Source organism: Lederbergia sp. NSJ-179 (assembly GCF_022867885.1).
Lineage (GTDB): Bacteria > Bacillota > Bacilli > Bacillales > Bacillaceae_C > Lederbergia.
Genome location: NZ_JALIFP010000001.1, coordinates 153,815 through 167,446, shown reverse-complemented (window position 1 = coordinate 167,446; position 13,632 = coordinate 153,815). Strand labels below are relative to the sequence as shown.

Annotated in this window: 14 protein-coding genes; 1 reads left to right on the top strand and 13 read right to left on the bottom strand. The window is 38.7% G+C overall.

Annotation, left to right across the window (positions count from 1 at the left end; genetic code table 11):
- Positions 1-15: 15 nt before the first annotated feature.
- The 12 genes from MUB24_RS00895 to MUB24_RS00845 form a co-directional block, all read right to left on the bottom strand.
- Positions 16-495, bottom strand: a complete 480-nt coding sequence (locus MUB24_RS00895; RefSeq protein ID WP_244699961.1) for a cell wall elongation regulator TseB-like domain-containing protein — start codon at positions 493-495, stop codon at positions 16-18.
- Between the two features lie 371 nt (positions 496-866).
- Positions 867-3,671, bottom strand: a complete 2,805-nt coding sequence (gene dinG / locus MUB24_RS00890) for an ATP-dependent DNA helicase DinG (RefSeq protein WP_244699958.1) — start codon at positions 3,669-3,671, stop codon at positions 867-869.
- Positions 3,672-3,748: 77 nt separating this feature from the next.
- The gene (gene panD / locus MUB24_RS00885; protein ID WP_244699955.1) at positions 3,749-4,165 is read right to left on the bottom strand and encodes an aspartate 1-decarboxylase; all 417 of its coding nucleotides are present in this window, start codon (positions 4,163-4,165) and stop codon (positions 3,749-3,751) included.
- A 13-nt stretch (positions 4,166-4,178) separates the two neighbouring features.
- Positions 4,179-5,030: a pantoate--beta-alanine ligase gene (panC, locus tag MUB24_RS00880; RefSeq protein ID WP_280516817.1), complete on the bottom strand. Its 852-nt coding sequence runs from the start codon at positions 5,028-5,030 to the stop codon at positions 4,179-4,181.
- 1 nt (position 5,031) lies between these two features.
- Complete coding sequence (gene panB, locus MUB24_RS00875; RefSeq protein ID WP_244699953.1) at positions 5,032-5,865, bottom strand: 3-methyl-2-oxobutanoate hydroxymethyltransferase; 834 nt, start codon at positions 5,863-5,865, stop codon at positions 5,032-5,034.
- 129 nt (positions 5,866-5,994) lie between these two features.
- The gene (locus tag MUB24_RS23140) at positions 5,995-6,117 is read right to left on the bottom strand and encodes a hypothetical protein (protein ID WP_280516816.1); all 123 of its coding nucleotides are present in this window, start codon (positions 6,115-6,117) and stop codon (positions 5,995-5,997) included.
- Positions 6,118-6,346: 229 nt separating this feature from the next.
- A complete protein-coding gene (locus MUB24_RS00870) occupies positions 6,347-7,330 on the bottom strand; it encodes a biotin--[acetyl-CoA-carboxylase] ligase (RefSeq protein WP_244699951.1) in 984 nt (327 codons plus the stop codon).
- A complete protein-coding gene (locus MUB24_RS00865; RefSeq protein WP_244699949.1) occupies positions 7,303-8,508 on the bottom strand; it encodes a CCA tRNA nucleotidyltransferase in 1,206 nt (401 codons plus the stop codon). Before MUB24_RS00865 ends, MUB24_RS00870 begins: the two co-directional genes overlap by 28 nt.
- A gap of 16 nt (positions 8,509-8,524) precedes the next feature.
- Positions 8,525-9,655 carry an N-acetyl-alpha-D-glucosaminyl L-malate synthase BshA gene (gene bshA / locus MUB24_RS00860; RefSeq protein WP_244699947.1) on the bottom strand — a complete coding sequence of 377 codons (1,131 nt, stop codon included), beginning with the start codon at positions 9,653-9,655 and terminating at the stop codon, positions 8,525-8,527.
- Positions 9,652-10,368 (bottom strand): bacillithiol biosynthesis deacetylase BshB1, encoded by a 717-nt coding sequence (gene bshB1, locus MUB24_RS00855; RefSeq protein ID WP_244699945.1) that lies wholly within the window; start codon positions 10,366-10,368, stop codon positions 9,652-9,654. The genes bshA and bshB1 overlap by 4 nt, the downstream gene beginning before the upstream one ends.
- 47 nt (positions 10,369-10,415) lie before the next feature.
- Entirely contained in the window at positions 10,416-11,219 is an 804-nt protein-coding gene (gene dapB / locus MUB24_RS00850; RefSeq protein WP_244699943.1) for a 4-hydroxy-tetrahydrodipicolinate reductase, read from the bottom strand.
- Complete coding sequence (locus tag MUB24_RS00845; RefSeq protein ID WP_244699941.1) at positions 11,216-11,557, bottom strand: nucleotide pyrophosphohydrolase; 342 nt, start codon at positions 11,555-11,557, stop codon at positions 11,216-11,218. Before MUB24_RS00845 ends, dapB begins: the two co-directional genes overlap by 4 nt.
- A gap of 230 nt (positions 11,558-11,787) precedes the next feature.
- Here MUB24_RS00845 and MUB24_RS00840 point away from each other — a divergent pair, with 230 nt between their 5' ends.
- A complete protein-coding gene (locus MUB24_RS00840; RefSeq protein ID WP_244699938.1) occupies positions 11,788-12,660 on the top strand; it encodes a YitT family protein in 873 nt (290 codons plus the stop codon).
- 54 nt (positions 12,661-12,714) lie between these two features.
- Here the strand turns inward: MUB24_RS00840 and purU are convergent, their stop codons facing one another.
- On the bottom strand, positions 12,715-13,617 hold the full coding sequence (gene purU / locus MUB24_RS00835) for a formyltetrahydrofolate deformylase (RefSeq protein WP_244699935.1): 903 nt from the start codon (positions 13,615-13,617) through the stop codon (positions 12,715-12,717).
- Between the last annotated feature and the right edge of the window lie 15 nt (positions 13,618-13,632).

Here is a 13,632-nt window from a genome sequence, read left to right as displayed (position 1 = left end):
TAATTCCTCTCTCTACTATAAATTTTCAATTTTTCGCCACCATTTTCCAGTATCAAAATGGATATAATAATAATTCAGTTTTGAATGCTCATCTAGATATGATATTTCCCAAAGTGGTAAATTCTTTTCCATTCCAAGCCTAATTCCCATTATTTTCTGTGGTTTTTCTTCTTGTTTTAATTTTGCGACCGCATCTTGCTTAGATATGCCTTCTGATAATTTTTTTTCAATTAATTTTCCCTTTTTATCTTCAGGAATCCAGACAGCAAGCTTTTCCCCGGGATCTTTTTCCCCTACAACGACATAATAAGTTTCAGTACCATTGTATAGATAAAACTCATCCATCTTTGTAAGTTTAGCTTCGTCTTTGGCTCTTTCGACCGCATATGCTTCCATATCCTTTAGCGGTGCACGAGCGGATTGATATACGTAAATAAAGACCGTTAAGGTTAAAAGGGTCATACACAATAATACGATTAAAATCCATTTTTTCATTTGATCCCTCTCACAACCATCATTCCTTTGTATTTCTCCTTTACACTATCACTGCTCACAAAAATTGTCATCATATCACCTATTGAAATGGTCATACTACAAGGTAAGCAATGTCTCTTCCATCATTATAACAGGAATTATGTTGAAAAATGATGGATTTTGCGCTTAAAAATAAATTTTAGCCCACACCTATCGGGGCTGCAGTTTCTGCAGCCTCATTCAAGGATGTTCAAAAAGTCCGGTAAAAAGACATAAGCGAATTTCTTCGTTGGCTTGCTTTTCCGCTGCTCATGTATTTAAAAGCATACATTCCGCTGCTCAAAGCTGCACCGCCTCGAACTTCTTGGTCCTTTTTATCCTCCTTTTTGAACTCACACTTCAAGCCACTTTTTAATCTCATCCAGTAAAACATTGAGCGAGCCTCGTTCGATTGGGATTTTGGGGATGGATTTTAGAAAAGCTTGACCATAGGAAGCTGTATCTAAACGCTTATCAAAGACAAGCACAACCCCGCGGTCCTTTTCACCCCTTATGAGCCTGCCAAACCCTTGTTTAAATCGGATAACGGCTTCGGGCAGGGCATAAGCAGTAAATGGGTTAATTCCTTTTTCCTTTAATCTTTCATATTTGGCTTCTGTGACAGGTTCGTCTGGCGGTGCAAAAGGAAGTCTTACAATAATAAGACATGAAAGGCTTTTTCCCGGTATGTCTACACCTTCCCAAAAACTACTCGTTCCAAAAAGGATCGCCTTATTAAATTGTTGAAAATTTTTAATTAGCCGTGATCTACTTCCGGCTGTGATTCCTTGCGCTAAGATGGCAAAGTCCGCCAAACTACCAGTATCCTTGACCAAATAGTATGTTTTTCTTAACATCTCATAGGATGTGAATAGAATTAACATCCTTCCATTTGTCTCCTCCGCTATCGCTAATAAGTGACCAGTGATGGCTTCAATATATTCGTCTGTAGCTTTTCCACGAATTTCCGGTAAATCCGTTGGTATAAGTAGCTTTGCCATTTTTTCAAATGCAAATGGAGAAGGATAGATCTTTTGGATGACTTCTGTATCAGAAAGCCCCATTTCATATAAGAAATAATGAAATGACCCTTGGATGGATAAAGTTGCAGATGTCATGATGACCGATTTTTTTTGCTGAAAAAATGTAGTTGTTAGAAGCGGACCTATTTCCGTAGGCTCTATTCGAATCGTGATACTATTAGGAAGTGCCTTGATATCTCCCTCCAACCATAAAATATTTCCGTCTGATGACGACATAAATATATTTTTTATCCGCTCGCCTAGTCCTGTCCATTCCTTGATAAAACTACTCATTTCCTCCATAAAAGCCCGCTCACTCGCGACTAATTTCTCCTTATTGTTTTTCACTAATGAAAGTCGCTCTTCCAAACCTTTTTTTATCCATTGATGTCGGTCATAAACCCGCTCCGCGCACATGACAATTGATTGCCAACTTGATTTCCCCTTTATTTCCTCCGTAATACGCAAAAACTCTTTTTTTGCTTGCGAAGATTTGTTTTGCTTCGAAATAACCAATAGTTTACTTAATTGAACATATAAAACATCCAGCTCTTCCTCCATTTGCTGGATCGCCTCATCTACTTCCAAAGACAGAATGGTCGGTGAAAGTTTTTTCTTTTTGATAAGCAAATCTAAATTCTTTAAGAAAAGATCCTTTTCCATTGTTCCTAATCGGCCAATCCAAAATTTCAGCAAATTATACTCTAATTTTTTTCCGAAACCTCTTCTTGCTGTTTTCTCAAGATGATGGGCTTCATCAATAATGACATATTGATAATCAGGAAGAATCTCTTTATCTGTATCCAAAAGCAACATGGAATGATTGGTAATAATAATGTTTGAATGTAGCGCCCTTTCACGTGCATATAAATAAAAGTCCCTTGAAACCCAAGCATCTTTTTCCTTCCCCATAAACCATCCGTCATGTTGGATTCTATATTTGAACAAATGTCCCGCACTGGAAAAATTAAGTTCATCCAAATCTCCAGTTTCCGTAAATGTAAGCCAAACTAATAGTTGCATCTTCGTAAGTACGGTATCATAATGATACTCTTGCTCGCGTAAAGTCTGTTCAAATTTCAATAAATTAATATAATGATTTCTCCCTTTCACAATCGCAGCTTGAACAGGGAAAGGGACAATCTTAGCTAATTTTGCGATTTCATTATTTAAAATTTGCTCTTGCATTTGGGTTGTGTATGTACTAATGACAATTGGCTCTTGCTTTTCGACAGCAACATAAAGAGCAGGGATCAAGTAAGCTAATGACTTTCCTGTTCCAGTTCCTGCTTCAATCACCGCATGCTTATGATGTTCAAAAGCTTCATAAATTGTATCCATCATATCAAACTGCATATCTCTTGTCTGAAATCCCTTGATATAGGACGTTAGCAATTGAATTTTCTCGTCTTTCGAGAAGGGATATGGAGCGGCTGTTCCATCCTGACTTTTTACCGGTATGCTTTTTTTCTTCAGTGCGATACCTCGGTAAACTTCTAAATCTTCCGCTAGATTTTCTACCTTTGTCTTTTGTTCAACTAAAAGTTTATGAAATAATGCCGCAATATCACTTTTTAAATAAAAAGCCATTTCAGTCAATTTTTCTAAAGTGACAACAGGTAATTGTTTTGCTTTTTCCATTAACATTAAAAATAATTCTGCTGTTACTAATGCATCACTATCGGCTTGATGGGGATGATCATGATCGAAACCCAATGCATCGGAAAGCTCTGATAATTTATAGCTTGGGGACCCAGGCATTAAAATCTTGGTTAATTCCACCGTATCGATTGCATTTGAAACAATATTGGAATATCCCGCTTCTTCCATTTCCTTACGTAAAAACCCTAAATCAAATAAAACATTATGAGCAACAAAAACCGCATCACAAAGTAACGTTTCCATTTTCCCCGCAATTTCAAAAAATTTAGGAGCACCCGCTACCATTTTATCTTCTATTCCTGTTAGTTCGGCAATAAAAGGGGGAATGGGAATCCCGGGATTGATAAAAGTCGTATACTGCTCGATAATCTTTGAGCGTTGAATCACGACGGCCGATAATTGAATGATACGATCTCCCTTTTCCCACATATTTCCTGTTGTTTCCAAATCAACAACAACATATTTCTGTGACATCCTGATCTCACCTTTTTTCAAAAAAGACTCTCGACCATTGTATCATAACTTTGCAGGCATGGAAAAAAACCAGCCCCTTAATAGGACTGGTTCGTTGATTCACCAAGTGATGAACAAAAGGTGGATTCAGGTTCATGATTGATTAATTCTTTGATTTGATTATCCGGTGTCATGATCGCAATTTTAGGTTGATGGGATAATAGTTCTTCTGCTGGAATCAATGCATAAGAAATGATAATAATAATATCACCTGGCTGCACGAGGCGCGCAGCGGCTCCATTGACACAAATAACTCCAGAACCTTTTTCCCCTTCAATAATATACGTTTCGAAACGGGCTCCATTATGATTATTCACAATTTGTACTTTTTCATTGGCCACCATACCCACAGCATCTAAGATATCGCGATCAATGGTAATACTGCCAACATAATTTAGATTCGCTTCCGTAACGGTTGCCCTGTGGATTTTTCCGTTCATCATTGTACGGAACATAACCGTTCCCTCCTCAATTCCCAACTGTAAGAATAGTGTTATCGATCAATCGAGCTCTTGTGAACTGGACGGCTATCGCTAAAATAACTTTTCCTTGAATACTTGATAAAGAGCGTAATTCTGGAAAGCTAAGGAGCTCAATATAATCGATTTTCCCACTCGTATTTTTTTCTATATACTCATGGATCATCTGTGTGATTCTTTCGACATTTCTTTCTCCCTGCAAAATCTGCTGCTCCCCCATTTTTAATGCTTTATATAGATAAGGAGCTTCTTTTCGCTCTAAGTTTGTTAAATAGACATTTCTTGAACTACGTGCCAAGCCATCTTGTTCCCTTACCGTTTCAACGGCTACTAGTTCAATTGGAAAATCAAAATAATTGATGAGAGAATCAACCACTGATATTTGCTGGGCGTCTTTCAAACCAAAATAGACTCGATTAGGACCAACAATATGGAATAACTTCATCAAAATGGTCACAACCCCATCAAAATGTCCGGGTCTACTTTTCCCACAAAGCCGATCTGTCCGTTGCAACACATGGATATGAAAGGCATGTTCTTGGTCATACATGTCAGAAGAATCTGGCATAAATAACACATCAACGCCTGCTTGCTTGGCAAGCACTTGATCTTTATCAGGATTTCTCGGATAGGCATCATAGTCCTCATTAGGACCAAACTGTAATGGATTGACAAAAATACTCATAATTGTTATATCGTTTTCAGCGACAGAGCGTTCCACTAATTTCAAATGACCCTCATGTAAAAAACCCATCGTTGGGACAAATCCAATGGTTTTTCCAACACTTTTCAATGCTTGTACATGCCTTTGCAAATCCATCTTCGAAGTGAAAATGTCCATTTTACTTTCCCCCATACAATAACTCAAGTTCATTTTCTTTCATTGTAAATGAATGTTTTCCCGTTGGAAATTCACCTTGTTTCACATCGTTTACGTATTCAGAAAGACCTTTCTCAAGAACTTGATTCACATCACTATATTGTTTGACAAATTTTGGCACACGTTCAACCCCAAAATTGACTAAATCGTGGAAAACAAGTACTTGGCCATCTGTTCCATTCCCCGCTCCAATCCCAATCGTTGGGATCGAGATACTTTCCGTCACGAGTCGTCCTAATTGTTGTGGGATACACTCAAGCACAAGGGCAAATGCCCCAGCTTCCTCACATTTTTTGGCTTCTTCTACCAACAAGGATGCCGCATCTGCTGTCTTTCCTTGTACTTTGAATCCGCCTAAAACACCGGCTGTTTGCGGAGTAAGTCCTAAATGCCCCATAACAGGTACTCCCGCAGTTGTCAAAGCATGAATCGTTTCAATCACCTCGCCGCCTCCTTCAATTTTAACAGCATGGGCTCCCCCCTCTTGCATTAATGCGGCGGCTGATTTCAATGCTTCTGCTTTGCCTACATGGAATGTCATAAAAGGTAAATCCGCTACAATAAAGGTATTCTTTGCTCCCCTTTTAACAGCTTTCGTGTGATGAACCATATCACTTAACGTAACAGGTACCGTAGAATCATATCCCAGGACGACCATTCCTAGTGAATCCCCAACAAGGACCAAATCTACTTCTGCTTTTTCCGCTAGCTTTCCTTGTGGAAAATCATAGGCAGTCACCATAGCAATTTTTTCTCCTGCTTGTTTCATACGCTGAAAATCTGTCGTTTTCTTCATTTTGTTTCCTCCTCGTTTTTTTGTCGAGGATACTGTCATGAAGTGAGATGTAAAATCATTGTGATTTCATTTCTGTTAACAAAAAAGTCCTCTGCAAATAGGCAGAAGGACTCCTTTATCTCTCATTCATCATTTCAGGTCCTCTGTCCCAGTCACTAAATGGATCAAGGCAGATAAGAAAAGCGCAAGCGCCTTGGAATAGGAAAAACGGCTAAGGGCGCGACGTCCTGTCGCAACGCCGTTTTGACCCACTTCCTGCGGGCCTCCTACAAGCAAATGTTCTGAGACAAGAAAAGTCCGGTTTTGACTTTTATTGGCTCAGGTTATTTGACCTCGAGGGGCTAGGCGCTGGAGCTAGATCCAGACATACTAAATATTTCCATCTAGGTGCAGTTCACTTAGATACTGCCCGAGTAAATTATAACAAAATTTCATTCTGCTGACTAGAAAAGCATGTTCAAATTGGACTCTTGAACATCCTCTATAAATGGATATGAAGATCTGCTGAGTAAATAAAATGAAGTTTCCCATTTTGATCGCGAACCATAAGAACCCCTTCATCTGTAATGCCTTCCGCAATGCCGGTTATACTTTCTCCCTTTGTCTGGGCTGTGACCGTCTTTCCAATGCTGATTGCGTAATCTTCCCATATTATTTTTAACGGTGTAAAACCCTTTTCTATGTAGATCGCATAGTATTTCTCGAAATTCTTTAATATACGTTGAACGAGCGTTTTTCTATGTATCTCTTTCCCTGTCTCAATCAATAAAGATGTCGACTTATTTTGTAATGCTTTAGGAAAATGATCCTTTGCTTGGTTCACATTCATCCCAATTCCAATTACTAAGTAATTAATTTGATCTGCTTCTCCTTGCAATTCTGTTAAGATGCCTGTCATTTTCTTCCCATTAAGCAGGAGATCATTAGGCCATTTGATTTCCGGTTCTAGCCCTGTGACATCCTCGATCGCACGAGCGACAGCAATGGCTGCAATCAGTGTAAATTGCGGTGCTTTTTCTAATGGCAAGACGGGGCGTATAATCAAACTCATCCAAATTCCTTTTCCTTTAGCGGAATGCCATTCTCGTGCCATTCTTCCTTTTCCTCTTGTTTGTTCTTCTGATATCACAATTGTACCTTCTGGTGCGCCTTTCGCTGCTTCTTGATGAGCAATGAGTTGAGTGGATTCTGTTGTTTCCAAGTGAATGATATGTTGACCTAACACTTTTGTTTCAAGCCCATATAAAATTTCATTTTCAGTCAGCCCATCTGGTAAATGAATAAGACGATAACCCTTTTTTCTTACAGCTTCAATTTTAATCCCAGTTTTTCTCAGTTCCTCTATATGCTTCCAAATCGCTGTTCTTGAACACCCAATTAAATCAGCAAGTCGCTGCCCTGACAAAAATTGGCCCTGCGCTTGCGCCAATGCCTCAATCATTTGTCTTTTGATGGATTTTTCCATGTTTCTACCCACTTCCTGATCATCTCGCGCTGATTGGGAATCTCTTTATTAAGAATGGCCATTTCAAGATCATCAAATAGGTCGCCCATCCATGAACCAGGCGATTTTTTAATCCATTGTAATATATCGTTTCCTGATATCACCAATTGAGAACGATGTAATATGGGAAAATCTGCAAATTCCTTCTTGATTTTGGCGATATTTGCTTCAGGTTCTTGATGATGCAAAACACAAACTAATTTTTCTACCATGGTCGCAATCTCACTACCAGCTCGATAAAGTTGAATTGTTGTCCAATTATTTTTTACCCGCCACTTTAAAAATGATAAGGCCCGGATAAGTTTCTTGATTTCCTTTGCTGGCAGTTTCCATTTTTTTAGTTGATTTTGAGGATCTTCATCAGCTTCTAAGTACAAACCTAACAACCATAATTCCGATCCGTTTAACCGCTGAATGGCCATGTCTAACACCTGGTCAAGGATCCATTCCTTATTGAAAATCGAAGGCCAAAAATGAAATAACTGCGTATTTCTAGCAAGTTGTAAAGCGAGTTTTTTATATTTACCTGTAAGCAGCTTCTCCATTTCCGCATAGATTCTTTCAATGGCGATATGCTGAAGCAGAGGTGCATGTTTGATTAAAGCCTGTTCCGTTGTTGCATCAAGCTCAAATCCAAGCTGGCTTACGAAACGGACCGCCCTCATTAGCCGTAAAGCATCTTCTCCAAAGCGTTCTGCTGGGGAGCCTACGGTTTTAATCTGTTTATTTTGAATCGCTTCCTGCCCATGGAATGGATCAATAATCTTCCCTTCTTCATCCATTGCCATCGCATTGATCGTAAAGTCTCGTCGTTGTAAATCTTCCTCCAAAGAGCGAATAAAAGTGACGGTTTCAGGTCTACGAAAATCCACATAATTGGTGTCCGCACGAAAAGTCGTTACTTCATAACCACGCCCTTCAAGGATCACCAAAATCGTTCCATGTTCAATCCCCACATCAACGGTCTTTGGGAAAATGGCTTTCACTTCTGCAGGAGTGGCAGAAGTCGCAATATCCACATCATGAATGTCTCTTTTAAGTATATAATCTCTTACCGCGCCCCCAACATAGTATGCTTCATAGCCAGCGGCTTTTAATTGATGAATAATTGGTTTTGCTAAGAGGAATACCTTGTTCATAAACAAACTCCTTATCCTACTTTTGGCTAAGAGATTCGTATAACTGTTCATACTGCTCAACAATCATATGGGAATGGAAATATTTTTCAGGCGTCACTAATGCATTTTCCGAAAACCTCTTGTATAGAGTAGGGTTGGTGAGAAGCGTGATGGCTTTATCACGCATGGCTTCCAAATCTCCTAATTCACATAGGAAACCATTTACACCATCCTCCACGACCTCCGGAATACCACCGATATTGGTGCCTATGCAAGGGATGCCACAGGACATCGCCTCTAAAGCCACTAGCCCGAAACTTTCTTTCTCTGACAACAGCAGCATGAGGTCACTAACCGAATATAATTCTTCTAAATGATCTTGTTTTCCTAAAAATAATACTTTGTCTTCAATATCTAATTCTTTTGTTAACCGACATAGTTTTAATTTTTCCGGTCCATCCCCGATCAGTAAGAGCTTTGCAGGAATCTCTTCGGCAATTTTGGCAAATACTGAAACAACATCATCTACTCTTTTCACTGGCCGGAAATTAGAAACATGAATCAATACCTTTTCATGTGGAAGAATGCCATATGCTTTTTTCAAGTGTTCTGCATTCACCTTCTGATAAACTCTTTCATCAATAAAATTATGGATCACATTCAGCTCTTTCTGAGGAGCAATAATTTCATTTGTCTCTTTTTTCAAGGCATGAGACACCGCTGTGACAGCATCTGATTTTTCGATTCCAAATTTTATAGCTTCAACCAATGTCGGATCATAACCAAGAATGGAAATATCTGTTCCATGCAGAGTCGTGACGATTTTAACATCTTTATCAACCATTTGTTTTGCTAATATCGCACAAACAGCATGTGGAATAGCATAGTGAACATGTAGAAGGTCAAGGTTTTCCCTTCGAATCACCTCAGCCATTTTACTCGCCAGCGCAATATCGTAGGGCGGATAATGAAAGACAGAATATTGATTGACGGATACTTGGTGAAAGAAAATATTAGGATGCAACACATTTAGGCGAAAAGGAACATTTGAAGTAATAAAATGAATTTCATGCCCTTTCTCTGCCAATAACTGTCCAAGCTCCGTTGCAATAACGCCTGATCCCCCTACAGTCGGGTAACAAGTAATACCAATTTTCAATTTTTTCATATTTCTTCACCAAAAAGATCATTATGTAATAATAACGGTTTATTTGAAATAAATCCTTCAGCAAAGGAAACCCCTACTTCTTTGCCAAACAACCTTTCTCTTGCCGTAACCGTTTCAATATAGCCTTCCGTTAGTGGAGTATGGACCCTATTTTGATTGATAAAAAATTGTGATTCATACGCTTGAAGAGCCCTCACTTTTTGATCGATATAATTCGTTATATTGACTAAAAATGTCGGAGTTGTAAAACCGTTAATCATATAGTGATATAAGTACGCGGGCTTATGGGTAGGAATCCCTCCAGAAACTTGGTATTTTCTAATCCCTGACGAAAAAAAGGCTTCTGTGACAAGCTGTGAACAATGCCCATGATCGGGATGGCGATCTTTATGAAAAGGAGCAAAAATTACTCTTGGTTTATATTCTCGGATTACTCTGACCATTTCACGGATATGCTCATCCACTATAGCTAACCCGCGATCAGGAAAGGAAAGATTTAGTCTTTCTCTTACACCCAGGATTTCTGCCGACTTTTGCGCCTCTTCCCTTCTTGTTACAACATCCCCGTTTGACGAAAGTTCTGCCTCGGTTAAATCACAAATAATGACCTCTTTTCCTTCCGTTGCCCACTTCGCTAAAGATCCTCCCATTCCAATCTCTACATCGTCAGCATGAGCACCGAAAGCAAGGATATCTACACCTTGATCATACATATATATAACCCCTTTTTTCTGTTCAAAGTTTCTATCTTCTTACATCCTTACACCAGAATATGTTCCAACCCATAAACTAATGAATCTAAGGACATGATCGTTTCAACGGAGATTTTGACACCTGACATAAAAGAAGCACGGTTAAAGGAATCATGACGAAGGGTTAAGGTTTGTCCTTCTGCGCCAAATAAAACTTGTTGGTGAGCGACAAGACCTGGAAGACGAACACTATGAATCCGCATCCCGTCATAATCCGCGCCTCTGGCACCTTGTAATGTTTCTTTTTCATCTTCATGCCCTTGTTGATGGTGGGCACGATTTTCTTTGATCATTTCTGCTGTTTTTACCGCTGTTCCTGATGGTGCATCTAATTTCTGATCGTGATGCATTTCAATGATTTCCGTATCTGGAAAGTATTTTGCAGCCATTTGCGAAAATTTCATCATTAAAATAGCGCCTATCGCAAAATTTGGAGCAATAATGCAGCCAAGTTCCTTCTCTTCTGCCAAATTCCTTAATTCTTGCAGTTCTTCCTTTGAAAAGCCAGTAGTTCCTACAACCGGTCTAACCCCGTACGTTAAAGCCGTTTTGGTATGTACATACCCTGTTTCAGGTGTGGTTAAATCAATCAGCACATCCGCTTGTTCATTTTGGAAGCAATCCTCCATATCTGTGTAAACCTTTGCCTGTGACTGGGTTGTTTCTAAGATATCGGCTAGTTTCATCCCATTATGTTGCCGGTCTACAACAGCAACCAATTGAAAATTCTCCGTATTTTCAACCAGTTTGACAGCCTCTTGTCCCATTCGTCCACGTGGACCTGCAATCACGATCTTAATCCGTTCCGTCATTTTCCTTCCCCCTCTATTTTTGTCCATCTATTCTTATCTCTTGTATTAAATTTATTCAAGACACGATCATGTGCCGTTTGTAAATCAATATCTAAAGAATTCGCCATACAAATTAGCACAAACAATAAATCTCCGAGTTCCTCTTCGATTGTTTTTTCTTCTTCTGAAGTTTTTTTCGGTTTTTCTCCGTAATAATGATTAATCTCTCGTGCTAGTTCACCCAATTCTTCCGTTAATCGGGCGGTTAAAGCCAAAGGACTAAAATAGCCTTCCTTAAATTGACCAATATACTCATCTACGTCTTTTTGCAACTCTTGAATCGTTTTTTGTTTACTCATCATCTCAACCAGCCTTTGTTCCTTTTTAATGATAGGATGAACCAATCCACTTTATATTATCGAATTCTATTTTTTTATACAAATATTACTAACTAAAATCTGCTCTTGAACTGGAATGGGTGCCTACTTAAAATGGAATCTTTTGCATGAGAAGGATAAAAATGTTTATAATAGATGAGCTTACATAAGATAGGAAGAGACTTCAATTTTGATGCTTGGGGGCGGATAAGGTGTTTGGGATAAAAATTAAAAATGTATTGTGTATATTAGTGGGAGCGGCTATTTTTTCCTTTGGTCTAGTTCATTTTAATATGCAAAATAATTTAGCTGAAGGTGGATTTACCGGGATTACTCTTCTTCTCTATTTTGTTTTCAACATTGATCCGTCTATCTCAAATCTTGTGTTGAATATCCCTGTTTTCTTTGTTGGTTGGCGACTTCTTGGACCGAAAACATTTATTTATACGGTGATTGGCACAGTAGCGGTCTCGATCTTTTTGTTTATTTTCCAAAGATTCCATTTCAATGTCCCATTAAACAATGATCTGTTTTTAGCATCCTTATTTGCTGGTGTTTTTATTGGAATTGGTTTAGGGATTATTTTTCGTTTTGGTGGCACAACGGGAGGAGTGGATATTATTGCCCGCCTCTTTCTTAAATATAAGGGATATAGTATGGGACGAACGATGTTTCTCTTTGATGCGCTCGTCATTACAGTCTCCCTATTAACATACTTAAATCACATCCAAGCGATGTACACACTAGTAGCTGTTTTTGTAGCAGCACGGGTGATTGATTTTATTCAAGAAGGCTCCTATGCTGCCAAAGGAGTTTTCATCATTTCCGAAAATCACCATGATAAAATCGCAAACGAAATCTTAATGCGAATGGGACGTGGTGTAACGGTTCTTAGAGGTTATGGCTCATTTACAAAGCTTGATAAAGAAATTCTTTATTGTGTTGTGGCCCGGAATGAAATCGTTCATCTGAAAAAGATTGTAAACACGATTGACCCTGTTGCATTTGTCTCTGTTACCACTGTTCATGACGTAATGGGAGAAGGGTTTACTTTAGATGAAAATAAACGGCCTATTGATGTTTAAAAGGAAAAGAAGCTATTTCAAAAGGAGGCTCTGGAATAGCTTCTTCCAAGGCGATTAGGAAAAGACAATGGTTTTGTTTCCTGATACAATCACACGGTCTTGTAAATGCCATTTCACAGCACGAGCAAGTACACTTCTCTCAATATTTTTCCCAATATTTTTCAAATCTTTTACTTGATCGCGATGATTGACCCGTTCTACTCCTTGTTCAATAATCGGTCCTTCATCCAGATCATTGGTTACATAATGGGAAGTGGCCCCGATTAATTTCACTCCACGGGCATAGGCTCTTTCATAAGGTCTTGCCCCAACAAAAGCTGGAAGAAAGGAATGATGAATATTGATAATCTGTTCCGGATAGTTAGAGACAAATTTTGGTGTTAAAATTTGCATATATCTTGCTAAAATAATTAATTCAATTCCATGTTCCTTCAAAAGTTTTAGCTGTTTTGTCTCTACTTCATTCCTAATTTCTTTATTTGCAGGAATATAATAAAAAGGGATTCCAAGGGATTCAACCAATTCACGAGAATCATCATAATTACTAATGATGCAGGAGATATCCATCATTAACTCTCCGTTCTGCCATTCCCATAATAATTCCATTAAACAATGTGTTTGCTTTGATACAAAAATAGCCGTCTTTTTAAGAGAGCTCACATAACGAAATTCATAATTCATTTTAAACTTATCAGCAATCTCGGCAAAGCCTGGTTCTAACTGGGATTTCTTTTCGGGTAATCCCGGGCAATCAAATTCCATGCGAATAAAAAAATTGCCACCTTCCGGATCTTCAGAATATTGACTGGAATCCAAAATATTTGCCTCAAAGCTCTGTAAGAAAGTGGACACTGCGGCAACAATGCCTGGTTGATCTGGACATTTAATAAGCAATCTTGCCCGATCTTTATTGTTTTTACAATATTCTTCTAGCGTTGTTTGATAATCTTTTAACATCTTGGAACCCCTCTT

Excerpts from the sequence above, each read along its gene's own strand:
- MUB24_RS00865 (WP_244699949.1), bottom strand. The coding sequence starts at position 8,508 with ATGAACAAGGTATTCCTCTTAGCAAAACCAATTATTCATCAATTAAAA.
- bshB1 (WP_244699945.1), bottom strand. The coding sequence starts at position 10,368 with ATGTATGATCAAGGTGTAGATATCCTTGCTTTCGGTGCTCATGCTGAC.
- MUB24_RS00870 (WP_244699951.1), bottom strand. The coding sequence starts at position 7,330 with ATGGAAAAATCCATCAAAAGACAAATGATTGAGGCATTGGCGCAAGCG.
- dinG (WP_244699958.1), bottom strand. The coding sequence starts at position 3,671 with ATGTCACAGAAATATGTTGTTGTTGATTTGGAAACAACAGGAAATATG.
- dapB (WP_244699943.1), bottom strand. The coding sequence starts at position 11,219 with ATGACGGAACGGATTAAGATCGTGATTGCAGGTCCACGTGGACGAATG.
- MUB24_RS00895 (WP_244699961.1), bottom strand. The coding sequence starts at position 495 with ATGAAAAAATGGATTTTAATCGTATTATTGTGTATGACCCTTTTAACC.
- panB (WP_244699953.1), bottom strand. The coding sequence starts at position 5,865 with ATGAAGAAAACGACAGATTTTCAGCGTATGAAACAAGCAGGAGAAAAA.
- purU (WP_244699935.1), bottom strand. The coding sequence starts at position 13,617 with ATGTTAAAAGATTATCAAACAACGCTAGAAGAATATTGTAAAAACAAT.
- panC (WP_280516817.1), bottom strand. The coding sequence starts at position 5,030 with ATGGACATTTTCACTTCGAAGATGGATTTGCAAAGGCATGTACAAGCA.
- MUB24_RS00845 (WP_244699941.1), bottom strand. The coding sequence starts at position 11,557 with ATGAGTAAACAAAAAACGATTCAAGAGTTGCAAAAAGACGTAGATGAG.
- panD (WP_244699955.1), bottom strand. The coding sequence starts at position 4,165 with ATGTTCCGTACAATGATGAACGGAAAAATCCACAGGGCAACCGTTACG.
- bshA (WP_244699947.1), bottom strand. The coding sequence starts at position 9,655 with ATGAAAAAATTGAAAATTGGTATTACTTGTTACCCGACTGTAGGGGGA.